The 23,563-nt window shown below is 60.1% G+C and carries 20 protein-coding genes and 1 rRNA gene; 5 read left to right on the top strand and 16 right to left on the bottom strand.

Annotation, left to right across the window (positions count from 1 at the left end; all coding sequences use genetic code 11):
• Nucleotides 1–63: ribosomal RNA gene (locus tag HK108_RS15170) — 16S ribosomal RNA — on the bottom strand; the annotation flags it as partial.
• A gap of 629 nt (nt 64–692) precedes the next feature.
• Between HK108_RS15170 and HK108_RS15165 the strand changes: the two genes are divergently transcribed.
• On the top strand, nt 693–1,535 hold the full coding sequence (locus HK108_RS15165) for a formate/nitrite transporter family protein (protein WP_181272128.1): 843 nt from the start codon (nt 693–695) through the stop codon (nt 1,533–1,535).
• A gap of 9 nt (nt 1,536–1,544) precedes the next feature.
• Here HK108_RS15165 and HK108_RS15160 read toward each other — a convergent pair whose 3' ends face one another.
• Both HK108_RS15160 and tyrS read right to left on the bottom strand, forming a co-directional pair.
• A complete protein-coding gene (locus HK108_RS15160; RefSeq protein WP_181272123.1) occupies nt 1,545–1,946 on the bottom strand; it encodes a YccF domain-containing protein in 402 nt (133 codons plus the stop codon).
• Between the two features lie 314 nt (nt 1,947–2,260).
• A complete protein-coding gene (tyrS, locus tag HK108_RS15155) occupies nt 2,261–3,547 on the bottom strand; it encodes a tyrosine--tRNA ligase (RefSeq protein ID WP_181272122.1) in 1,287 nt (428 codons plus the stop codon).
• Between the two features lie 255 nt (nt 3,548–3,802).
• Between tyrS and HK108_RS15150 the strand changes: the two genes are divergently transcribed.
• Both HK108_RS15150 and HK108_RS15145 read left to right on the top strand, forming a co-directional pair.
• Nucleotides 3,803–4,195, top strand: coding sequence for a YciI family protein (locus HK108_RS15150; RefSeq protein ID WP_172174681.1), 393 nt, complete (start codon nt 3,803–3,805; stop codon nt 4,193–4,195).
• A 2-nt stretch (nt 4,196–4,197) separates the two neighbouring features.
• Complete coding sequence (locus HK108_RS15145) at nt 4,198–5,427, top strand: RNA polymerase sigma factor (RefSeq protein WP_219922471.1); 1,230 nt, start codon at nt 4,198–4,200, stop codon at nt 5,425–5,427.
• Between the two features lie 67 nt (nt 5,428–5,494).
• Here the strand turns inward: HK108_RS15145 and HK108_RS15140 are convergent, their stop codons facing one another.
• The 8 genes from HK108_RS15140 to argC all read right to left on the bottom strand — a co-directional run bounded on the left by HK108_RS15140 (nt 5,495) and on the right by argC (nt 13,487).
• Nucleotides 5,495–5,764, bottom strand: coding sequence for a hypothetical protein (locus HK108_RS15140; RefSeq protein WP_181272120.1), 270 nt, complete (start codon nt 5,762–5,764; stop codon nt 5,495–5,497).
• 113 nt (nt 5,765–5,877) lie between these two features.
• A complete protein-coding gene (argH, locus tag HK108_RS15135; protein WP_181272119.1) occupies nt 5,878–7,299 on the bottom strand; it encodes an argininosuccinate lyase in 1,422 nt (473 codons plus the stop codon).
• A 159-nt stretch (nt 7,300–7,458) separates the two neighbouring features.
• On the bottom strand, nt 7,459–7,980 hold the full coding sequence (locus HK108_RS15130) for an arginine repressor (protein ID WP_039206772.1): 522 nt from the start codon (nt 7,978–7,980) through the stop codon (nt 7,459–7,461).
• On the bottom strand, nt 7,980–8,900 hold the full coding sequence (gene argF / locus HK108_RS15125) for an ornithine carbamoyltransferase (protein WP_181272118.1): 921 nt from the start codon (nt 8,898–8,900) through the stop codon (nt 7,980–7,982). Before argF ends, HK108_RS15130 begins: the two co-directional genes overlap by 1 nt.
• Nucleotides 8,901–8,930: 30 nt before the next feature.
• Entirely contained in the window at nt 8,931–10,181 is a 1,251-nt protein-coding gene (locus HK108_RS15120; RefSeq protein ID WP_181272117.1) for an acetylornithine transaminase, read from the bottom strand.
• Entirely contained in the window at nt 10,178–11,206 is a 1,029-nt protein-coding gene (gene argB, locus HK108_RS15115; protein WP_229664198.1) for an acetylglutamate kinase, read from the bottom strand. Before argB ends, HK108_RS15120 begins: the two co-directional genes overlap by 4 nt.
• Nucleotides 11,203–12,381, bottom strand: coding sequence for a bifunctional glutamate N-acetyltransferase/amino-acid acetyltransferase ArgJ (argJ, locus tag HK108_RS15110; RefSeq protein WP_181272116.1), 1,179 nt, complete (start codon nt 12,379–12,381; stop codon nt 11,203–11,205). The genes argB and argJ overlap by 4 nt, the downstream gene beginning before the upstream one ends.
• Nucleotides 12,378–13,487, bottom strand: coding sequence for an N-acetyl-gamma-glutamyl-phosphate reductase (argC, locus tag HK108_RS15105; protein WP_181272115.1), 1,110 nt, complete (start codon nt 13,485–13,487; stop codon nt 12,378–12,380). The genes argJ and argC overlap by 4 nt, the downstream gene beginning before the upstream one ends.
• A 44-nt stretch (nt 13,488–13,531) precedes the next feature.
• Here argC and HK108_RS15100 point away from each other — a divergent pair, with 44 nt between their 5' ends.
• Together HK108_RS15100 and HK108_RS15095 are read left to right on the top strand one after the other, a co-directional pair.
• A complete protein-coding gene (locus HK108_RS15100; protein WP_181272114.1) occupies nt 13,532–14,506 on the top strand; it encodes a quinone oxidoreductase family protein in 975 nt (324 codons plus the stop codon).
• A gap of 539 nt (nt 14,507–15,045) precedes the next feature.
• Nucleotides 15,046–16,229 (top strand): IS3 family transposase gene (locus tag HK108_RS15095; protein ID WP_444542155.1). Its coding sequence is split into 2 segments (ribosomal slippage): nt 15,046–15,288 and nt 15,291–16,229, totalling 1,182 coding nucleotides; the frame shifts between segments, so codons are not numbered across the junction.
• A 229-nt stretch (nt 16,230–16,458) separates the two neighbouring features.
• Here the strand turns inward: HK108_RS15095 and HK108_RS15090 are convergent.
• The 5 genes from HK108_RS15090 to HK108_RS15070 form a co-directional block, all read right to left on the bottom strand.
• The gene (locus HK108_RS15090; protein ID WP_181272113.1) at nt 16,459–18,762 is read right to left on the bottom strand and encodes a DGQHR domain-containing protein; all 2,304 of its coding nucleotides are present in this window, start codon (nt 18,760–18,762) and stop codon (nt 16,459–16,461) included.
• Nucleotides 18,759–19,616 carry a DNA adenine methylase gene (locus tag HK108_RS15085; protein ID WP_219922469.1) on the bottom strand — a complete coding sequence of 286 codons (858 nt, stop codon included), beginning with the start codon at nt 19,614–19,616 and terminating at the stop codon, nt 18,759–18,761. Before HK108_RS15085 ends, HK108_RS15090 begins: the two co-directional genes overlap by 4 nt.
• A gap of 124 nt (nt 19,617–19,740) precedes the next feature.
• A complete protein-coding gene (locus HK108_RS15080) occupies nt 19,741–20,454 on the bottom strand; it encodes a phosphatase domain-containing protein (RefSeq protein ID WP_181272112.1) in 714 nt (237 codons plus the stop codon).
• Between the two features lie 113 nt (nt 20,455–20,567).
• A complete protein-coding gene (locus HK108_RS15075) occupies nt 20,568–21,446 on the bottom strand; it encodes a patatin-like phospholipase family protein (protein WP_268236684.1) in 879 nt (292 codons plus the stop codon).
• Nucleotides 21,447–21,463: 17 nt separating this feature from the next.
• The gene (locus HK108_RS15070) at nt 21,464–23,479 is read right to left on the bottom strand and encodes an ABC1 kinase family protein (RefSeq protein WP_181272110.1); all 2,016 of its coding nucleotides are present in this window, start codon (nt 23,477–23,479) and stop codon (nt 21,464–21,466) included.
• Nucleotides 23,480–23,563: the final 84 nt, after the last annotated feature.

Here is a 23,563-nt window from a genome sequence, read left to right as displayed (position 1 = left end):
GACTTGCATGTGTTAAGCACGCAGCCAGCGTTCGTCCTGAGCCAGGATCAAACTCTCCATAAAAAACTTTATGTTACGAATGAATCCCAGCAAGACAGCCAACCCCTCACGGGGTGAGAAGGTTGACCAAAAAATACTGACCAAACACACCAGCCACCCATGCGATGCGAGAGGTTCGGCGAAGAACCACCCACCACGGGTGAACCAATGTTTGGCCAGGTGATTGTCTTACCAGAAAATAAAAATGTTCTGGCATCACAACTTGTTCAAACAAACACGCTATTGGATTCTCAAACCACAAACACACACCCATCACCACCACCCGAAAAACGCAGCATGTTCACTGGGGGTATCAGTTTCATTTTGTGTCACCCACCCGGCGTCCTGAACCCTCGGACCAAACCGTGTTTGTCCTGGTCAGACCCGGTGGAAACTCTGTCTCGAAGACGGTGTTTCCGGCGGGGCAACGAGATATAACTCTAGACCACCCCAGAGCCACCGTGCAACTCGAAACCGGAAATTCACCTGTGACACCCGTCACCAGCTCCAGATGCCCGGTTTCGCACCTACTTCCACAAGCACAAACGTACGGCTGCAGAACCCCGCCATGCTCTCGCCGGCGGCAGCAGATTGCCCTCATTGTGCAGATGATTCCCAGCGTTTCAGCGCGTCCCGACCCCTACACTGACGGGATGACTCAGAAAGAGCAGCGAGAACGACTTGGCCGCAACGACCTCGATCTCGAAGACGCCCTCATCGACGAGGCGGCCAATACAGTCACTGAGGGTGCCAAGCGGCTCAACCGGAAGTGGCCGGAACTCATCGTCACCGGGCTCTTCGGCGGCATCGATGTCGGGCTCGGCATCTTGGCCATGGTGCTCGTCAAGCAAGCGACCGGGTCGACGATCCTCGCCGGGATGGCATTTGGCATCGGCCTCCTGGCATTGAAACTGGCGCACTCGGAACTGTTCACCGAAGAATTCCTCCTTCCGATCAACGCCGTCATCGCCGGCCAGGCGAATTGGATCCAGGTGCTCCGCCTCTGGCTGACCACTCTCGTGACGAACCTGATCGGGGGCGCGGTCTTCGCCTGGCTGATCGTTATCGCCCTCCCGGATTACCACAAGACGATTGCGGATATGGCGCTCGGCTATATCAACCAGTCTTCACTCATCGTCATGCTCGCCCTCTCACTACTGGCCGGCGCGACAATCACTTTGTCAACCCGTATGCAGCAGGGAACACAGAACGACGTCGTCAAGGCGATCGTCTGTATGATCACCGGTCTGTTGGTGATCGGCGTCAGCATGCTGCACGGAGCTATCAATGCGATCGTCATCTTCGCCGCCATGATGACGGGCGCGGACATTTCGATCCTCGATTTCCTGCAGTGGTTCGGAATCGTGATCCCGTTCAACATGCTCGGCGGACTGCTGATCATTACCCTGCCCCGAATCGTGCGCACTCGCCGCGTGCTCTGGGCAGTACGCCAAGGCCGCATCTCTCTCGAGGACCTCGAAGTACAGGGTTCCTGAATCCGTGGTTCAAGCTCCGCGGTAGCCGGGCATCAGCCGGTCGCTGTCGACGATCTGCTTGCCCAGCGGCATGAGCGAGACGGGGATGAGTTTGATGTTCGCCCAGCCGAGTGGGATGCCGATGATCGAGACGAACAGCGGGATCGAGGTGACGACGTGTCCGATGGCGAGCCAGACGCCGGCGACGATGAGCCAGATGATGTTGCCCAGGGTCGTCGCCACTCCCGCCGGGCGGGTTTCGATGACCTCGCGGCCGAAGGGCCACAGTGCGTAGTTGCCGATGCGGAAGGACGCGATGCCCCACGGGATGGTGACGATGAAGATGCAGGCGATGATCCCGGCGGCCCAGTATCCGAGCGCCAGCCAGAGACCGGAGAAGATGAACCAGATGATGTTGAGCAGGGTGCGCATGATCTCCTCGTGCGTTCGTCAGTCGGTATTCGTTCGGTTGTCCGTCATCTGCCAGTCTGCTCGATGACCGCATGCTTTTCCATGGTGATGGCCCCACATCGCCGGTCCGGTTGACCGCAGTCTGCCAGAGCGCACGCTGATTGATCGCATCTACTTGGCCGCAGTGCTGCCGCCGAAGCCGCCTCGACAATGCGTCCTCTTGTATTCGTCGATGACAAGGATTCCCGTTGTCGAACGGTCCCAACCGTCGTGAATACGACAATGCCGCGCCCTCCGGGTGCGGAGGACACGGCATTATCAGTGACGCAGGCTGCTCAGCCGACGATGTCGACAGCACCGAGGGTCTTCTTGCCTCGGCGCAGGAGGACGACTCCTCCACCTTCTGTCGAGAGCACATCATCGGAAGTCAGGGTCTGCTCCTGGTCGGCGACCTTGACGTTGTTGACGTACGCTCCCCCGTCCTTGATGGCACGGCGAGCCTCACCCTTGGACTTGACGATGCCGGAAGCGACGAACGCATCCGCAACAGGCAGGCCTTCGGCCAGCTGGGTCGTCGACACCTCACCGCGCGGCAGCTCGGAAGTTGCGGCACCCAGCGTCGAGGCATCGAGACCGGCGAGCTCTCCCCCGCCGAAGAGGGCAGAGGCCGCGGCGATGGCCTGTTCGTAAGCCTGGCGTCCGTGGACCAAGGTGGTGACATCCTCGGCGAGGGCCTTCTGCGCCACACGGGTGTGCGGGGCAGCGGTGAACTCGGCTTCGATGGCTTCGATCTCGTCGAGCGGGCGCAGCGAGAACACCTTGAGGTACTTCACCACGTCGCGGTCATCGGCGTTGAGCCAGAACTGGCTGAACGCGTACGGGCTGGTCAGCGACGAATCGAGCCACACGGTGCCGGATTCGGTCTTGCCGAACTTCGTGCCATCGGCCTTCGTGATCAGCGGGGTGGCCAGGGCATGGACGGACTTCTGCTCGACGCGGCGGATGAGGTCGACGCCCGAGGTGAGGTTGCCCCACTGGTCGGAGCCGCCGGTCTGCAGGGAGCAGCCGTAGCGGCGGTTGAGCTCGAGGTAGTCGTTGCCCTGGAGAATCTGGTACGAGAACTCGGTGAAGGAGATCCCGGCTTCGCTGTTCAGGCGAGCAGAAACGGACTCCTTCGCGAGCATCCGGTTGACCGGGAAGTGCTTGCCGATGTCGCGGAGGAAGTCGATGGCCGACAGCTGCGAGGTCCAGTCGAGGTTGTTGACGATCTGCGCAGCGTTGGGACCGTCGAAGTCGAGGAACTTCTCGACCTGGGCGCGGATCTTCGCCACCCACTCTTCGACGACTTCACGCGGATTAAGCGTCCGCTCCCCCGACATGCGCGGGTCGCCGATGAGACCGGTGGCGCCGCCGACGAGGGCGAGCGGGTTGTGTCCGGCCTGCTGGAGGCGGGCGGCGGTGAGGAGCTGCACGAGGTTGCCCATGTGCAGGCTCGGGGCCGTCGGATCGAAACCGACATAATAGGTCAGCGACTCCTCGGCCAGGGCTTTCTGCAGGGCGGTCTCGTCAGTAGATACTGCGACGAGCCCGCGGGCCTTGAGTTCGCTGAAGATGTCGGTCACTTCGGTCCTTTCGAATCTGTGGTCTGTGCCGGCGCGGAGCCGACGGGGTCAATTCTACGTGGTCGCCGAGGCGGCCGTGCCCTTGGTCCGAGACCGCAGAGTTTCCCTCATCGATAGTTGCCGCGATGACATCACTGGAGCCATACCTTGAAAGCGGATGCCAGAAAAAGTATCGCCCAGCTGTCGAAATCTCCGACTCAGCCTCGATGTCACACTAGAAGGGCCGAGAGGCGGCCCTCGACGAAAGGCAGAACAATGAAGTACGTCATTCTCATCCACTCGAATCCCCAGCCTTGGGGTCACCCCACCGGCGACTATGTTGCCGAGGTGCAGGCCCTGCCCAAAGAAGAGCGGGAAAAGTTGGATGCTGACTTCGAGAAACTCCTGGGCGAACTTCAGGAGCGAGGCGAACTGGTCGGCGGCGAGGCTCTGGGCGACCCCGCAACCTCCACGCTTTACCGGTGGAAGGCCGGTGGGCCGACATCGAACGACGGCCCCTACGCGGAGTCGAAAGAGCACCTCGCTGGGTTCTTCAAGATCGACGTCGAATCGCAGGAACGCGCCGAGGAAATCGCCGCCCGATTCGCCGGCCCCGGGGAGACCGTCGAGCTGCGACCGATCATGGTCTTCGGTGACGACGGAGAATGACGATGACGACCAGTGAGGATGTGTGGCGCCGCGAGTCGCCGCACATCCTCGCTGCTCTGATGAGGCGATTCGGTGACTTCGCCGCGTGCGAGGACGCCGTTCAGGAAGCACTGTTCGAAGCATCCCAGCAGTGGCCGACGAAAGGTGTGCCGGACAAACCCCGAGGCTGGCTGCTGCGGGTCGCGTCCCGTCGGCTCATCGATGCCAAGCGTCAGGACGGCTCGCGACTCGAACGCGAGCGGAGGGTGTTCTCGCGTGATCGCCCCGATCAGATTATCATCGCCGAGGCGGCCCTTGAGAACCGTGATTCCTCACTTCAGGTCCTCGCTCTGTGTTGTCATCCGTCGCTCAGTCCCGATGCTCAGGTGACCTTGACATTGCGGGCCGTCCTCGGCTTGAGCACTGACCAGATCGCCGCCCTGTATCTCATTCCGTCCGCCACCGCGGGACAGAGAATCAGCAGAGCCAAGTCCACAATCGATGAGAACGGTCGGCACTTCCCGCGTCCAGAGACTACGACCGAGCGGCTTCCCGCGATGCTCCATGCCCTCTACCTCATGTACACCGCCGGTCACAGTCGCCCGAACGGCGAGGTCCTCTTCGACCAAGCGGTCACGGACGAGGCCATCAGGCTGGCTCGTCTGCTTCATGCAGCACTGCCCGATGAGACCGAGACTGCGGGATTGCTTGCGCTCATGCTGCTCAGCGAGGCACGCCGACCGGGCCGCAGGACCCATGTCGGTGAGTTGGTGACTCTGCGCAATCAGGATCGCAAGCGGTGGAATTCGACGCTGGTCTCCGAAGGAGTCAGCCTTCTGGAGGCCGCACTCCCAACCGGACCTGTCGGGGCCTACCAGCTGCAGGCTGCCATCTCGGCGGTGCATTCAGAGGCAGCGACCTGGGAGGAGACTGACTGGCCTCAGATCGTCGAGCTCTACTCGATGCTCGCGCGCATTGCGCCGTCTCCGACGGTCACTTTGAATTACGCGGTCGCCGTCAGCGAGGTCCACGGACCCTGTGCGGCCCTGGAGATGCTCGAGCCACTCCTCGCTGACAAGCGCATGAGCCGAAGTCACCGACTGCATGCCGTCCGAGCACCGATCTTAGAAGCGCTTGGCGACTCCGCCGAGGCACTGACTGCCTACCGGACCGCTAGCAGACTGTGCACGAACGTCCCTGAGCAGAGATACATCAACGCTCAGATCGCTCGGCTGTCGGCCGACCTGCCCTGACTCAGCTGATTGCGGTCCGTCCGAGCACAGGCTCGACGCCGAAAAGAGCTGACGGGCGGGAACGGGATCACCCGAGGCCGGTCGTTTCAGCCTCTTGACCGTGCATTCGTTGATTGCGCGGTCTCAGCCTGACAACGAGCGCCGCGATCGCCCAGACCACGAGAACAGCCAGTCCGAGACCTCCGACGAACTCTCCGAACAACATGGCAATTCCGGCTCCGATGTTGGCGTCGCCCGGGACCGAGCCAGTATCCAAGAGTAGTCCGAGGCCATAGAGACCTGCGCCGAGGAGAAGGATCGCGACGCCGCCGATGAGCAGGATTGTTCTTCTTCGCATTTTTGGGTCCTCCTTACGAGATCGTTGATGTGAAGGGCCGGTGCCCGGATGAACGGATCCCCTCCGTCTATCCGGGCACCGGCCCTCACATCGTTCTCTGTTTCCTCAGCCTCTCACACGCTGCGAGCCGACCCCGCGAACTCGCGCAGGCGTGTGACCTCGGCCTTCGCATTCGCAATCTGCTGATCGACGGCCGAACGAGCCGTGCCACCCTTTGCCGACCGCGAATCGATCGACCCCAGCGTCGTGAGCACCTCACGAACCGCAGGCGTCAAGTGCGGAGAGATCCCCGCGAAGTCCTCGTCGGAGAGATCCCACAGCTCGACGTCCCGCGACTCGGCCAGCTGCACGCACGCGCCCGAGAGCTCATGAGCCACACGGAACGGCACGCCTTCGCGCACGAGCCATTCGGCGATGTCCGTGGCCAGGGCGAATCCGCGCGGAGCCAGGTACGCCATGCGCTCGGTATCGAACTTCAGCGTCGCCACCATCCCGGTGAACGCCGGCAGCAGCAGCTCGAGCGTATCCGTGGCGTCGAAGACCGGCTCCTTGTCCTCCTGCAGATCCCGGTTGTACGCCAACGGCAGCGCCTTGAGCGTCGACAGCAGACCGGTGAGATCACCGATGAGCCGACCGGACTTGCCACGAGTGAGCTCGGCGACGTCGGGATTCTTCTTCTGCGGCATGATCGACGACCCCGTCGAGTACGCATCATGCAGGGTGACGAACGAGAACTCCTTCGTCGCCCACGCGATGACCTCCTCGGACAGACGCGAAAGATCGATGCCGATCATCGTCGTGATGAACAGGTACTCGGCGAAGACATCGCGCGACGCAGTGCCGTCGATGGAGTTCTCCACCGAATCGTTGAACCCGAGGTCCGCGGCCACGGCCTGCGGATCGAGCCCCAACGACGAACCAGCCAAAGCACCCGAACCGTAGGCAGACACTCCCGCACGGGAATCGAAATCGACGAAGCGAGCGACATCGCGCAGCAGCGGCCATGCATGTGCGAGCAGATGGTGAGCCAGCAGCACCGGCTGAGCGTGCTGGAGGTGCGTGCGTCCGGGCATCGGCGCCTCGGGATGCTCTTCGGCCTGAGCAATGAGCACCTCGACGGTGTCGAGCACTAGGCCGGCGACCTCACGGGCATGGTCACGCAGGTACATCCGCCCCATCGTCGCGATCTGATCGTTGCGGGACCGACCGGCACGCAGCTTCCCGCCGAGCTCGGGTCCGGCGATCTCGATGAGCCCGCGCTCGAGCGACGAGTGCACGTCCTCATCGGACTCGGCCGCGACGTATTCGCCGGCTTCGACCCGTCGCAGCAGCTCGTCGAGAGCCGAATGCATACCGGACAGCTCGTCATCGGTGAGCAGTCCCGCGTGGTGGAGGACCTTCGCGTGGGCCTTGGATCCCGCGATGTCGTACTTCGCCAGGCGCCAGTCGAAGTCCGTGGACTTGCTCAGCGCGGCCAGCGCATCGGCCGGACCGTCGGAGAATCGTCCGCCCCACAGGCTCAGTCGTTCGCTCACAGATCGTCCTTTCCCACCAGCACGGATGCGCCGGTCCGTTCATTGAAATGATGAAACTCAGTTGTCATTGTTCCAGTTTTCCCTCGCCGAGGCGGCCGTCCGTCCCGTGGAATCCCCACCGAGGCGGCACGCCCAATTCCAGGGCCCACCGACAGAGGCTCACCCCTCGGCCAGCCCGCCCGCCGCGTACTCGAGGAAGGTCTCGGCCAGGGCCGCTCCCCCGACCGCGGCATCGGCGATGACGAGTACGGTGTCGTCGCCGGCCAGCGTGCCGAATATCCCGACCATCGAGGACCGGTCGATCGCCGAGGCCAGGTACTGTGCGGCCCCCGGCGGGGTACGCAGCACCACCGTGTTGTCCTGGGAGACCGCGGAGACGAGCAGCTCCTCGAGGATCCGCGGCAGCTTCGCGTCGAGGCTCTCCCCCGTCGACTGCTGCAGGGACCGGTCCCCGCCCTCACCGGGAACGGCGTACACGGATCCCGCGGTGGATCGGATCTTCACGGCCCCCACCTCAGCGAGGTCGCGCGACAGGGTTGCCTGGGTGACGGTGATGCCCTGCGTCGCGAGCGCCTCGGCGAGTTCGATCTGGCTTCGCACGGATTGGCGGGTGATGAGATCGATGATCTTCTGCTGTCGGGCGGTCTTCGTCAGCGGTGCACTGTTATTCGTCTCGGCCATCATCGCTCCAGGAGGTAGGTCATGAGTGCCTTCTGCGCGTGGAGGCGGTTCTCGGCTTCATCGAAGACCACCGAGGCGGGGCCGTCGATGACCTCGGCCGTGACCTCTTTGCCGCGGTAGGCGGGCAGGCAGTGGAGGAAGATCGCGTCGTTTCCGAGGTTTATGAGTTCCTGGTTGACCTGGAACTTCGTGAACGGAGAGGCCTCGTCGTCGCGTCCGGCAGAGTCCTGGCCCATGGACACCCAGGTGTCGGTGACGAGGACGTCGGCGCCGGTCGCGGCGGCAACGGGGTCGTCGGTGACGGTGAGCGATCCACCGGTCTGGATGGCGAGGGCTTCGGCTTCGGCGACGATCGCGGCGGCAGGCTGGAAGCCTTCGGGGGCGGCGATGCGCACGTGCATTCCGGCGTTGACTCCGCCGAGGGCATAGGAGTTGGCCATATTGTTCGCCCCGTCGCCGTAGTACGTCATGGTCTGGCCCTTCACGTCGCCGCGGTGTTCGCGGATGGTGAGCAGGTCGGCCAGGATCTGGCAGGGGTGGAAGTCATCGGACAGGGAGTTGATGACGGGCACGGAGGAGTGCTCGGCCATCTCTTCGAGGCCTGACTGGGCGTAGGTGCGCCAGATGATCGTCGAGACCATCCGGGACATCACCTGAGCGGTGTCGGCGATGGATTCCTTGTGCCCGAGCTGTGCCTCACCGGGGTTGATGATGAGGGGCTGCCCGCCGAGCGCGGCGATGCCGGCAGCGAACGAGACCCGAGTGCGTGTCGAGGTCTTGTCGAAGATGACGGCGGCGGTCTGCGGGCCGGCCAGCGGAGTCCGCGAGTAGGGGGCGGCCTTGAGTTCGACGGCGAGGTCAAGGACCTCGGCCTGTTCGGCCGGGGTGAGGTCGGTGTCCTTGAGGAAATGGCGAGTCATGGTGGGTCCTTTGGAAAGCGTGAGTGGGGATCAGCCGGTGATGAGTCCGGGTAGGGCGTCGATGAACGGGGTGAGTTCGTCGGTGGTGATGGTCAGCGGCGGAGCCAAACGAATGCGTCCCGGTGCGACGGGGTTGATGATGAACCCGGCTTCGAGTGCGCGGGCGGCCACGGCTTTCGAGTCCGGGACCTGAGCGTCGGCATCGGGCAGCAGTTCGATGCCGATGAGCAGTCCCTGTCCGGTGATCTCGCCGATGCCGTCGATGGCCGTAAGTCGCGGTGTCAGCCAGTCATTGACGTCGAGAGCATGGTCGAGCAGCCCGTCCTTCTCGATCGTCTCGAGCACCGCGAGCCCGGCCGCGCAGGCGATCGGGTTGCCGCCGAAGGTCGTGCCGTGCTGACCGGCTTCGAGCAGCTTCGTGTTCGCATCGCCGACGGTGATGGTGGCACCGATCGGCATGCCGCCGCCGAGTCCCTTCGCCGAGGTGATGATGTCCGGGACGACGCCCTCGCCGATCGACCAGTCCTGGTGGGCGAACCAATACCCGGTGCGAGCGATGCCCGACTGCACTTCGTCGAGGACGAGCAGCGCCCCGACCTTGGTCGTCAGCTCACGGGCGGCCTTGAGATAGCCCTCCGGGTGCTTGCGCACGCCGACTTCGCCCTGGATGGGTTCGATGAATACGGCGGCAGTGTTGTCGTTGATCGCTGCGGCCAGTGCCTCGACGTCGCCGTAGGGCACGTGAACAACTCCGGGGACGCCGGGAGCGAAGGGTTCGCGGTAGGCGGCCTTCGCAGTGAGCGCGAGGGCACCCATGGTGCGGCCGTGGAAGGCACCTTCGACGGCGATGATGAAGGGACGTCCCCCACCGGCGGCACGGCGGGCCATCTTGAAAGCCGCCTCGTTGGCTTCGGTTCCCGAGTTCGAAAAGAACACAGCCGACCCTGCCGGCAGGTCAAGGATCTCGTGGAGTTTCTCGGCCAGGCCGATCTGGGCCGGGGAGGTGAAGAAGTTCGAGATGTGGCCGAGCGTGTTCGTCTGCTCGGTGATGGCCTTGACCCACGCGGGGTGGCAGTGGCCGAGCGCGTTGACGGCGATGCCGGCGAGCAGGTCGAGGTACTGCTTGCCTGAGGCATCCCACACATAGGAGCCTTCACCGCGGACGATGTCGAGCTGCGGAGACCCGAACACCGGGGACAGAACACGGGAGAAGTCGTCCCGCCAGGTCTGTGCTTGGTCGGAAGCCTGCCCGGCCGGAGCCTGATCGGTCGTCTCGGTCATGAACGTCCTCCGTTGCTGTCGTCGCTCTTGTTCGTCTCGTCCGTTGGGGCCGCCTCGGCGGGGTTGGTCTGGTGCCCGTCGCCCAGAGGTGCGGGTTCGACGATGGTGTCCTCGACCATGGTGCCGATGCCCTCAGAGGTGAAGACCTCGAGGAGGAGGGAATGCGCCATCCGGCCGTCGATGATGTGGGCCTGCTTGACCCCGTGCTCGATCGCTTCGAGCGCCGCGGTCATCTTCGGGATCATTCCCGAATCGAGCGAGGGCAGGAGTTCGCGCAGTTTGTCCGGGTCGATGCGGGAGATGAGCGAGGACGTGTCCGGCCAGTTCGCGTAGAGGCCGGGCACATCGGTGAGCATGATGAGTTTGTGTGCCTTGAGGGCCTTCGCCACCGCCGAGGCGGCCAGGTCCGCATTGATGTTGAGCGGCTTTCCTGCCTCTCCCCCGATTTCGGAGGCGATGGAGCAGATGACGGGTACCCGTCCGGCGTCGAGGAGTTCGGTGAGCACGGTGGTGTTGACCTGGGCGATCTCGCCCACTCGGCCGAGGTCGATGACGTCGCCGTCCACCTCGGCGGTGGTTTTGTGCGCGAGGAGGAGGTCCGCGTCTTCACCGGAGAGACCGATCGCGGCGTCGCCGTTCTGGTTGATCCGGGACACGATGTCGCGGTTGACCTGGCCGGAGAGCACCATGCGGATGACTTCGGCGGCTTCTTCGGTGGTCACGCGCTGCCCGGCTTTGAACTCGGATTCGATGCCCAGGCGTTTCAGCATGGCCGAGATCTGGGGGCCGCCGCCGTGGACGACGACGGGGCGGATGCCGGCGAAGCGGAGGAACGCGATGTCATCGGCGAAGGACTGCTGCAGCTCCGGGGAGACCATGGCGTTGCCGCCGTATTTGATGACGATCGTGGCACCGGCGAAGGTCTTGATCCAGGGCAGCGCCTCGGTCAGGGCTTCGGCTTTGACCTGGGCAGCGGCGAGCCGAGCGGCCGTGGATTTCGTGGACATGTCGACGGGGGGGTTCATGAGGAGTAGGCGCTGTTCTCTTCGACGTAGTCGTGGGTGAGGTCCGAGGTCCACACGGTGGCGGTGTCGTCGCCGGCGTGGAGGTCGATAGACACATCAACTGTGCGGTCGAATGTCACATTCGCGGGGTCTTCGTCGGGGCCGGAAGCCGTGCACACCTGGACGCCGTTGATGATCACGTCGATCTGTGTGGGATCGAAATCCGCCGAGGTGGTTCCCACCTGAGCGACGACGCGACCCCAGTTCGGGTCCTCCCCGAAGATCGCGGCCTTGAACAGGGCCGAGCGTGCCACGGAGCGGGAGACTTCGACGGCGTCGGCCTCGCTGGCGGCACCGCGGGTGGTGATGGCGATGTCGTGGTGGGCGCCTTCGGCGTCGACGTGGAGTTGGTGCATGAGGTCGAGGCAGAGTTCGCGCAGCAGGGTGGTGAACTCGTCCGCGTCGACCGTAGCGTCGTGGGCGCCGGAGGACATGAGGATGACGGTGTCGTTCGTCGACATGCAGCCGTCGGTGTCGAGGCGGTCGAAGGACTGGCTCGTCGAGGCACGCAGAGCCTGGTCGAGAGTCGCTTGGTCGAGTTTCGCGTCGGTGGTGATGACGACGAGCATCGTGGCCAATCCGGGTGCGAGCATGCCGGCACCTTTGGCCATGCCGCCGATGGTGAACCCGCTGGATCCCGTGCGGGTGGCGACCTTCGCAACAGTGTCAGTGGTCATGATCGCTTCGGCGGCGGATTGTCCGGCTTCGACGCTCGAGTCGGCGGCGGCAACGAGCGGGGCGAGGTTGTTCACGATCGTGTCGCGGAAGTCTTGCCCGCCGACGCCGATGAGTCCGGTCGAGCAGACGAGCACGTCGTCGGCCGGGGTTCCAGTTCCAGCATTAGTGAGGAGTTCCGCGGTGGTCTGTGCGGTCAGGGTCGTCGTCTCATACCCGAAGTCGCCGGTGTAGCAGTTCGCTCCTCCAGAGTTGAGGACGACGGCGCGGGCCTGCCCGTTGGCCGAGGCCTTCTGGGACCACAGGACGGGGTTGGCCTTGCAGCGGTTCGAGGTATAGACGGCGGCGACTGCGGTGTCGGGGCCGTTGTTGACCACGAGTGAGAGGTCTTTGGTGCCGGAGGGTTTGAGGCCGGCGGTGAGTCCGGCGGCGGTGAAGCCGAGTGGGGCGGTGACGCTCATGGGGCGACTCCTTCGAGGGGAAGGGCGGTGGTCTCGTCGAGGCCGAGGGCCAGGTGGATAGATTGGATGGCTTGTCCGGCCGTACCGCGAACAAGGTTGTCGAGTGCCACGACGACGAGGATTGTTGAGGCCCGTTCATCGACGGTGAACTGGACCTGCGCAACGTTCGACCCTGTAGTTGCCGCAGTCTGCGGCCACTGGCCCTCGGGCAGGACTCGGACGAAGGGTTCGTCTCCGTAAGCCTGGGCGAACGAAGCGGCGAGCTGCTTATTGAGCGCTGCGGCGTCGAGGAGGCCTTCGGCGGTGCGCGGTGCGGCTTTGCCTGCGTCGGCGGTGATGGTTGCGAGGATTCCGCGAGCCATGGGCACGAGTGTCGGGGTGAAGGAGATGCGGGTGGGGCCGTCGGCGGCGTCGGCGCCGAGGACGCCGTTGAGGTTCTGTTCGATCTCGGGCACATGCCGATGCGTGCCGCCGGTGCCATACGGCGAGGCATTGCCGAGGACCTCGGCGGCAGTGAGGTGCGGCTTGAGTGCCTTGCCTGCACCGGAAACACCATTGGCGAGCACGGCGTTGAGCCCAACCGGCGTGGCAAGTCCTGCCTGGATGAGCGGCGCGAGCCCGAGGCTCACGGCGGTGACGTTGCAACCGGGCACGGCGATGCGGTTCGTTGACTTCAGGGCTTCTCGCTGTTTCGTGCCGTCGGCGGTGAGGAGTTCGGGCAGACCGTAGGTCCAGGTGCCTTGGTGCTCTGAACCGTAGAACTTCTCCCACGCGGCGGCGCTGATGAGGCGGTGGTCGGCGGCGAGGTCGACGATGAGGGTGTCGGGGCTCGTCTGTTCGAGTTCGGCGGCGATCCGTCCGGACTGACCGTGTGGGAGCGCGAGGACGACGACATCGTGGCCGGCGAGCACCTCGGTGGTGGACTCTTGGACCACGAAGTCAGAATATCGGGCAAGATGGGGTTGATGTCGGCCGAGCTTCTCGCCTGCAGTGGAATGTCCGCACACCGTGGTGACGTTCAGGTGGGGGTGAGTGCTCAGCAGCCGGAGGACCTCTCCCCCGGCGTATCCGGTGGCACCGGAGACGGCAACCGTAAGATCGTTCATATGTATAACCATACCAGGCAATTAATTTATATGCAGGAGGCGTCATGACCCAGGCAGTTCGTGCAATGCAGGCCGGTGGACCCGAGGTCCTAGAGTTCGGTGAGATCGAGACTCCGAAGCCCGGCCCTGGTGAGGTGCTCGTCAACGTCGAGGCGGCTGGCGTGAATTTCATCGACACGTACCGTCGTTCGGGTGTGTACCCGATGGAGTACCCGCATGTCGTCGGTGTCGAGGGCACGGGCTACATCGCCGAGGTGGGCGAGGGCATTGAGAGCTGGCAGGTCGGTGACCGTGTGGCTTGGCATGAGGGCCCGGGTTCGTATGCGACGCAGGTCGTCGTGAACGCTGATTTCCTCCTGCGCGTCCCGGAGGGCGTGTCCGCCGAGGTGGCTGCGGCAATGCCGCTGCAGGGCCTGACCGCGCAGTACTTGGCAACGAGTTCCCATGAGATCAAGCCGGGTCAGACGGCGCTCGTCCACGCCGGTGCCGGCGGCGTCGGACTGCTGCTCACACAGATCATCAAGCACTTGGGTGGCAATGTCATCTCGACGGTAAGCACGGATGAGAAGGCGGAGCTGTCGCGGAAGGCCGGAGCCGATGACGTGTTCCTCTACGGTGAGGGTGTCGACATCACGGCGAAGGTCAAGGAGCTCACCGATGGCGAGGGTGTCGACGTCGCGTATGACGGTGTCGGTAAGGACACCTTCGATGCGTCGTTGGCCTCGATCAAGCCGTTGGGGTCAATGGTGCTCTTCGGCGGGGCTTCGGGTCAGGTGCCACCGTTCGACATTCAGCGTCTGAACTCCTCGGGCGGAATCTTCCTCTCCCGTCCGTCGCTGGCGTGGTTCGTCCGCAGCTCGGAGGAACTGGCGAAGCGTTCGGCGATGCTCTTCAACGGCATCGAACACGGCTGGCTCAACTTCCGCGTCGGCGCCACGTTCGCGCTAGCCGATGCCGCGGATGCACACCGGGCGTTGGAGGGTCGTGAGACCACGGGCAAGGTTGTGCTGACTGCCTGATCCAAGTACTTAGACCGAAGATGGTCGGGGTTCACCTTCTTTGCGAACCCCGACCATTTGCTTTTGAAGCCCGCGCCCTAAATAGCTTCACAGGATCGCCTTGTTCACTTCCCCCAGATTCACGTCGAGACTCTAAATGTCTAGAGCTAGGATCGGCCGACCATAACCCAAGCTCTTGCCACCACCTTCATAATTGAAAAGTGCGGTTGTTCACACGCATTGAACACGCCCTTCTCATGGACTAAGTCAACGACAGTTAAGCCGTGGCACACATTCCGAAATGACGTCAGCATAAGAAGGATCAATTTCCTCCCAGCGAAATCCCGCCGTTCAATTTTTACACTAAAAGATATTCCGGCCTACGATCATGGCTAGCGCCGCAGTGGAACCCAACTCGCTCATTTTAAACAGAAGGCTAACCCGGAAACTATCTATCTGACCGAAATAGAAACATGCCTCGGCCGCCCGCGCAAAACAGAGGGACTGCTGAAGGTTTGGTTGACTTCACGACTGGATAAATTCCAGGAAGGATAGAAGTCATGCCAAAGATCTACACCGATGAGTTCAAGCAATCAGCGCTCGAGCTCCTGGGCGAGGGGATGACCCAGAAGCAGGTCTGCGCCGACCTCGGCATCTCGAAGTCAGCTCTCCAGGCCTGGGTACGTGACTCGCGGCTACGCGAGCACGGACTCGAGCCCTCCCGTGATGTCGAGGAGTCTCGCGCCCAGGCGGCAGCGCTGAAACGCATTCGCGAGCTCGAGAGGGAGAACAAGATCCTCCGCTAGGCTGCAGCGTATCTCTCGCAAGCGAACTTGAGGCTCGGTGGTCATCACCCAAAATGATGTACCCGCTGGTCCTCGACCTTGCTGCCACCGGGGTGCCGGTGGCAGTGGCCTGCCGGGTCCTCGGCTTTACCAAGCAGGGCTTCTACAAGTGGTGCACGAAACCTATCTCTGACCGGGATCTCGAGGAGGCGCACTTGATCAATGCCGCCTACGACGTGCATACGGACGATCCCGAGTTCGGGCACCGGTTCATCGCTGATGAACTCCACGCGTGCGGATACGAGGCGTCAGAGCGTCGTGTGTGGCGGCTGTGCTCGCAGCAGGAACTGTTCTCCCTCACGATCAAACGGGCCCGGAAGCACGGTAAGAAGCCCGGCCCGCCAGTGTGTGATGACCTCGTCGAACGCGACTTCTCAGCGTCAGGCATCAACGAACTATGGTTGACCGACATTACCGAGCATCACACCAGTGAGGGGAAACTGTATATGTGCGCGGTCAAGGATGTGTTCAGCAACAGAATCGTCGGTTATGCCATCGATTCGAGGATGAAATCTCGCCTGGCTGTGGCGGCGATTGATGACGCTGTGGCTCGTCGTGGCGGACCGCGAGCCGTGGCCGGTTGCGTGGTGCATTCGGACCGCGGGTCGCAATTTCGTTCTCGGAAGTTCCAGCAGGTTCTACGGCATTACGGGCTCGTGGGGTCGATGGGAAGGGTTGGTGCTGCTGGTGATAATGCGGCGATGGAATCGTTCTTCGCCGTGTTGCAGAAGAACGTCCTCGACCGGGGCCGTTGGGACACGCGAGCGAGGTTGCGCACAGCGATCGTGCACTGGGTCGAACGAACCTATCACCGGAAGCGTCGACCGAGGAGACTGGATAAACTGACCCCGGTTGAATACGAGCTTGTTCACCACAAGCCCGTCGCTCTGGCGGCATAAACCCTGGAGTCAACTAAACCTTCAGCAGTCCCAGACGACATGTCGATCCTCATAATTGGGTGTGCAAACGACGCCCCGGGAGAGAGCAATGGGCTAAGCCCTACCGACGGACTAAGCCAGACCAGTATCAGTACATAACTCGGTAAGCTCAGATCGGAATAACGAAATCCCAACTAAACAACTGCTAACGGCAAAAGGCCGCCCAGAGCTAAAGATCCCACTCAGATCACTACAAATCGTTATCCGTCAACCCTTTTACCAGCCATGTGTACAGGCTAACTAAGAATTCATGGTCCTCGTTAGAAACAGTACGTTGATGATAAACATCATTACGCAAATCATTTGCCTTTACGATCCACTTCGTGCGACCGCGCCGACCACCGGCAAGCTGCTCTTCCCCGGGCCGGGTATAACGCTTTTCGAACTGATCTTTCCAAATCTTGTCCGTGGCAATCATGATCTCGCGATAGTTCACTAGATACAGACAATCCCATTCACTAAGTTGAGCGTCTGCTGCACGATCGGCATTACGCTCGATCATCATTTTGCCTGCTTCGACGCGAATATCACGCGGAACACCAGATCGAAACCATTCAGAACCATAAACGTCTTCAAGACGCCTGCGGACGTCGCCCTTCATGAAAGCTTCTATTTCATTGATCATATCCCGAGATTCGTCATTAAACTGCTTTTCTTCATCCTCGAGATACTCGGCAAGTCCAGCCGGGCTAAACTCAGCGTGAGCTTCCGAAACAGCCTGCTGCAACCTGCGCCAGTATTTCGTCCCGGCACCGGAACCATACATACGACGATATTGCAGCGCCTCGGCCGGATCCAATGATTCCAAGTGATCAGCCAAAGAATCAATGTAAACAATTGAATCCTCAAACAGAACTGATGGACTAGTGGACCTTGGATCATAACCAGGTTCAGAGGTGCCCAGATGCCTTACTATATCGCCAAGGAGCCGGATAACAGATTCGACTCCGTTATTAATAAAGACAAATCCTCCTTCGGCGCTGCCGAGCTTATGCTGGCTATCCAGCCGGTCAGCCAAACGGCCAAGGCACAATCTCAAGTACTCAAAAAGAGCGTCGCACGTGGCATCGCTACTACCGCGATAAAATGTGCCAAGTTCCTTAATTTCATTCTTCGTAAATGAACCAATGAAACCACCACGCTCGATACCTCTAGAAACGGCATCTATCGTCAAGCACCGCAATGGAGTCTTAGTGTCTTCCCCAACAAGCACTCTGCCATACAAAGGCGATGTCCTGTCTTCGCCCAAATTCTGAGATAGCGTCAATTTCATCGCCTTGGCCTGCTCTCGCAAGTCGTCAGAGGCGTATAGACGGTCAGCATTTAGGGTATTTCGAAGATTCTTAGGTACGGCCTGCTGATTTTCATTGATATCCATAAACATTCGCATCTGCTCTGAACGACTCAGAGAAACGAATGCCACAACTGGAATCAAGTCAGTCTCAGCACGCTTACTATCGGAATAGCCATACAGACGATGCTGCCCATCGATGACGTACGCAGCCCGATAGGTTTGCGGTAGATGCAAAATTCCAGCACGAGTTTGGCCACTCGACTTAGAAGTTGGATCGAAACGCAAACCACGCTTTCCGCCTTCTAAACTTAAGATTAGAGAATTAGGAAAGTAGCCACCAGAATCTACATATTTTGAAACGCTTTTCAGCCGATGCTTCTTAACGAGTCGTTGATATGTCGGCATTAAACTCGAATTAGCTTTATTTCGATGAAGAATATACCCCATCTTCAACAGACGAGCAGGCTCAATGGAAAAAGAGTAATATTTGCTTCCTCCCATTGATGCCTCAATTGCAACTACCTTGTTGTCCAGGTTTGGAATTTTCTTACCAGCAAACAGATTTCCTAGTAACTGAAAACGCGCCGCAAGTCCTAGATGCTCAGCCAATGCAAGATAGTAATCGATCACATCGTCCGTCATATGCACAATATCGGCTGATGCGATTCTCTCTGATGTCGGCTTGGTTACACCGAAGTTGTTAGTCGCGAGTATGAATTTGACCTTATGCTGAGGAAATTCCTTACGAATAGTCTTTAGCAGACCCTCGCGCTGACCCGAGATCAGTTCTACTTCCTTCTTAAACTGACTTGTACGCGCTTCAGTTGTTGATTTGCATTCAATTACCAATATCACGTCTTGATCGGCCGCAAATACATCAATCTGCTGGCGGTCTGATTCTCCTTGACCGTATCTAATGGTCATGTGACGGTCAGCGTTCAGAGAGGTAAACCCTAACTTCGCGAATGTCGCCCAAACGCGATCTTCAAACGCCACGTCGTGTGGCTTTGGCTTTCGCATTCGCACTGATTTCTTATTGCGCGTATCAACGACCCAACCGTCCTCTTCGAGATCCGGAATTCGAGTCGGTCGAACTGTAGCGTAATGATCGGCGTTCAGCCTGCGTCGCGTTTCTGCCGCAATTCGTTTTTCAACGATGAGGCTATCTCGGATTAGTTCGCCAGGCGGTGGAATTATCATGATATCGGCAGGTTCGTAAATAGAAATTCGGTAGCTCTCCCTCGGGCCGCCGACCGGCCACCGATACTATTCCTACGACTAGTTTGCACTCGATAATCTCCCTTCTCAAAGAGCTCTGCGATGGACTCATGCGCGGCATTAGTCAATACATAATACGCTCCCTTGGAACGAATTTCATCTATACCAGCACTAAGCCGTTCTTGGTCCACAAATTGAAATAGCTTGTCATTATACTTAACAAATCCGTTATTATTGTGAGCTACGGTATAAGGCGGATCTAGAAATATGAAGTCGTCTTTTTCTACTCGCTCAATTGCAGCGGAGAAGTCTCCGACTTCCAAATTGGCTCGCTGCAAACGTTTGGACGCCGCAACTAAGTGAGCTAGTTTAGGACGATTGTCCGTTGCTTTATGCCCAAAGGGTACATTATACTCACCTCGCAAGTTCACTCGGTATATGCCGTTATATGAGGTGTGATTTAAATATATAAAACGTGCTGCGCGACCTGCTAAAGTTATAGGGCGTCTAGAACGAACGGCATAGTAGTCCGTTTCAGTGTTCTTATATTTCCGTAGTCGTTGCCAGACGTCTTCGGGCGAAAGCTTGACAGCTGAGTATGTCTCGATCAGATCTGCATTCAAATCAGAGAGAAATGCCTGTCCATGCTGGGGAATCCCAAAGAAGACGGCAGCCCCGCCAGCGAATGGTTCATGGTAGTTGTGAACTTCAATCCCAGTCAGCAGGTCCTGGATATAGGGCACAAGCCACCGCTTCCCTCCTGCCCACCTCAGGATCGGCGGAACTCCTTCGCTGCTCCACTCCTGAGACATGGTAAAGGGTTCTGGTGCGGTCATTGACACTTGGGAGGTCCATCCGTTCGTTGTGTTGTAGCTCAGCTTCAACTATATACAAGTTCCGAGCTGATGCACTGCAGCGTCCGGAGTGTCTCCAATGTTGGCAAATTTCTATCGCTTCGGGCTATTCGACTATGTCAGCGATTTCCGAATCAACTTTTCCGTATGGCCAACTGATTGCTGAGAGTTGACCCTCTGAGCCAACCTTTATAGTTGGTATTTCCGATCCCGCCCAGATCGCCAAGATGTCGTCGCGATCATCAATTGCTAGTCTAATCGAATATTTACTTGTCAGATCTTCGCACATCTCTTGTTTGACAATTGAATCGGCCCTGTAGTCCAGGTCTTTGCGCATGATGATGTCGTGCCATGGTATATCATGGATCTTTAACCAATTCTCGGTTAGTTCTCGCCAGCGAGCTTCCCTCGCCGTAACCAGGATCAAGTTGAAGCCGTTCGTATAAAGATGCTTCATCAACGTTGACACCTCTATAAACGGTGGACAGTACAAAGATCCTGCATGAAAGCTTTTGAAGTTGGCACGGAAGCCTTTTCGATCCTTTGGTTTTTCTACGAAATGCCGGATTTCACGTACATCACATAGCGTTCCGTCAACATCGCATATCACGGCTGATCTGCCTACTGCAAGCATTGAAATCTCTTCACCCACAGCTCGTTGATCGGCTGTGATCTTATTATTTTCGTTTAGGGTTTGGTCCCCGTTGAATCGGGTATTATCCGTTAGACTGTTTAGTCTACCATCTCTATATTCGTGAATCCTCGCCTCGCTTATTGGGTCGTTAATTTCTGTGATAGATAGCCATTCACGATCCTGCAATGATTTGACGTTTACGGCGCAGTGATGCCCATTTTCTCGATGTTCGCTGTTAGAGAGTCGTTTGCTTACTAGTTACATCGTGTCGATCACTTTTAAACGAATGCAGTTTGTTCCTAAGCTACGAAGGCACGTAGCTCAGGCAGTTCCCTCCGTGCCTGCGAAAGCCCCATACGGTGGGCAGCAGCCAGTCTCGACAGGTCACGGGTGCTGTTGTCGACCGGCATGCGGTCGGGAGCGAAGACGTGCGCTTTGCCCGCGGCTTCGAGTTCGAAGATGCGTTCGCGAGTTTCGTTGTACCGCTTCCACCGTGTCAGCAGCGCATCGGCCAGCGCCGGATACTTTCGGAATAGGCCGCGAAAGACTGCAGGGAATCGCTGCGGCTCCTTCTTGTAGCCGCGCTCCTGGGTCAGAACGACAATAAACTTCTCGAAGCCCTCGCGCTGGGCCTGGCTCAGAGCGATTCCGCCGTCCTCCCCCATCGCACCGTCGACGTACACGTGCCCATCAAGGTGCACAGGCGGCATGACAATCGGCATCGTCGATGACGCCTGCACACGGATCATCAGATCGTCGATATTCGGAGTGTCCTTCTTCGACCACACCGCCTCTTCGCCGGTCTCGGCGTCGAACGCAATGATGCGCACGTCGCCGGTGCTTGCCTCGTAGGTGTCCCAGTCGAAGGGCAAAGCTTCATCTGGAGCGCCCGCTCGTTGGTAGATGTACTCGCCGTGGAACATACCTTTCCCACGAGCGAAGTACCGCCATCCGCCGAACTCCTCTTCCTTGGCGAATTCGACGAACGATCGACGCACTCTCCACCTGTCTCCGGACAGATAGTTCACTGCAGTGGAAGCTCCCGCACTGATGCCAGCGACCCAATCGAACGACAGACCTTCGTTGAGCAAGACAACGGCCATGGCACTGGTGAGTGAGGCCCGCATCCCACCGCCTTCGAAGATGAGTGCGGTATCGCTGATTCGCGTCGTCTCCACTGGCTCCGTCACTTGGCCTACCCCAGCCCTTCCCACGTCATCCGCTGCCTGAGCGCCGGCGCAAGAACCAACGCTGCAATCACACTACCAGCAAGTAACATCCAGGCGCCGAAGTACGTGAAGAGTTTGAGCTCTGGCGCCAAAGCCGGCCCGAAGTTGGCGGCCATGAGAATCACCCCGCCGAGGATGAGTGCAGTCGAGACGATCACCTGAATGAATTGCTCGACGGTCGAGACCAGCAGATTCTTGATAGTCGCAATGTTCAGCCCGCTCGTTCCGACGTCGAGCGTTCCGTCCTGGAGGTGACCGGCAATCCGGGAAATCTGTCCGGGCAGCTCGGCGATCTGCGGTGCGGTCGCTGCCGCATAGAGCGTCATCTCGTGACGGTCGACTCCCAGTCCCCCGACTTCCCGGAGCAATGTCTTCCCGTTATCCGTGACCAGTGCCAACAGGTTGAGCTCCGGCACGAGGCGAGTGATTGACCCTTCGAGCGTGCTGATGGCACGGAACGCCGTGGCCACCGAGGCCGGCATCGGAAACCCGAAGTCAACGACGAAGTCGATGAGCTCACCGAACAGCGCAGCCGAGGTCGAGCCCGGAGCACCGTCGCCGTACTTGAGCATGATCTGACCGATCTCACGCTGCAGCTCCCGCAGGTTCACCTCGCTCGGTGTCCCGAGCAGCTCAAGGATTGCGGCCGTTGCCGCTTGTGAGTTCTGCGAGTCGAAGGCCATGAGCAGCAGCGCGATGGCTCGACGATCGCGTTTGTCGATGCGGCCGACGGCACCGAAGTCGACGAGGCCGGCACGGCCAGCGCTCGAGACGACGATGTTTCCGGGGTGGAGGTCGGCGTGGAAGATGCCCTTTCCGAGCACCTGGCGGACGACCATGAGGAAGAGATCCTGGGCGATCTCTCTGCGCGCGATTTCGGAGAGGTGGTCGACCACCTCGGCGCCGTGGGACAGCGGGACACCTTCGACGAGGTCCATGACGATGACGAACTCGCCGGAGAGTTCCTTGTACACGTGCGGGATATGAACGACCGAGTCGGTCTGCGTCGTCGACCGCCCGGTCTCGTCGGCGAGACGGAGGGCTTCGATGTGGGCGAGCTCGCCGCGGTAGTCGAGTTCGCCCTGCAGGGAATCGACGAAGCTGCGGGCGAGTTTCGCGATGCCGATCTTCTTCGCCCAGTCGGTGGTGCGATCGAGGCGGTCGGCCAGGGTGAGGACGATATCGCAGTCTGCCCGGACCTGTTTGCGGATCTTCGGTCGCTGGACCTTGACCGCGACCACGCGGCCTTCCCAGGTCACTGCGCGGTGGACCTGGGCGACGGAGGCACCTGCGAAGGGTTTCTCATCGAACTCGGCGAACACCTCGGCGACGGGACGGCCCCATTCGGTCTCGAGTTGGTCCTTCACCTCGGCGAAGGGAACGGGCTTCACCCCGGCCTGAAGGGTGGAGAACTCCTCGACGAATTCGTGCGGGATCATGTCACCGCGAGTGGCGATGAACTGGCCGAGCTTGATGAACGTGACCCCCGAGGCGGCCAGGGCGTCGCGGGTGGTGGCTGCGATCTCTCGAAGTGAGACGCGCAGGGTGGGGATTCGGGGCCTAAGGTAACGGGAGAGGCCGAATTTGATGAGGATCGACTGAATCTGGGCCAGGCGGTTGACGCGGCGATACCAGGTGGGGATCTTCGGCGCATTGCGGATGAGTGAGCTCAGCGTGCCCGAGGGCATGATGAGTTCGATCGCGAGGAGGACGAACATCTGGATGACGATGAACCAGGCGAAGAGCAGCAGGAAGACCATGATCGCCGGAAAGCTCATCGACAGGTTCGGGTATTGGTCGGATTCTGAGATGCCGAGGAGTTTGTACGCCTGGAGGGTGATGGGCCAGATCGAGAGGCCCATAATGAGGGAGACGATGGTGTTGCGGGCGGCTCCGGTGCCGGTGAGCATCATCCGCCGGACGAGGAATCCGACGATGAGCGCGCTGAGGACGCCCAGTCCGATGGTGTAGAGGATCGTCATACGTTGGCCTCCCTGTGGCTGGTGTCATCGTGCCGCTGCAACATGATTCAGCCTAGTTGATATCAACTGAGGTGACGCTGGGTA

Origin of the sequence: Brevibacterium sediminis, assembly GCF_013623905.1 — a bacterium.
GTDB lineage: Bacteria > Actinomycetota > Actinomycetes > Actinomycetales > Brevibacteriaceae > Brevibacterium > Brevibacterium sediminis.
The sequence above is the reverse complement of the archived record's forward strand: the minus strand, read 5'-3'. Positions and strand labels throughout refer to the sequence as shown.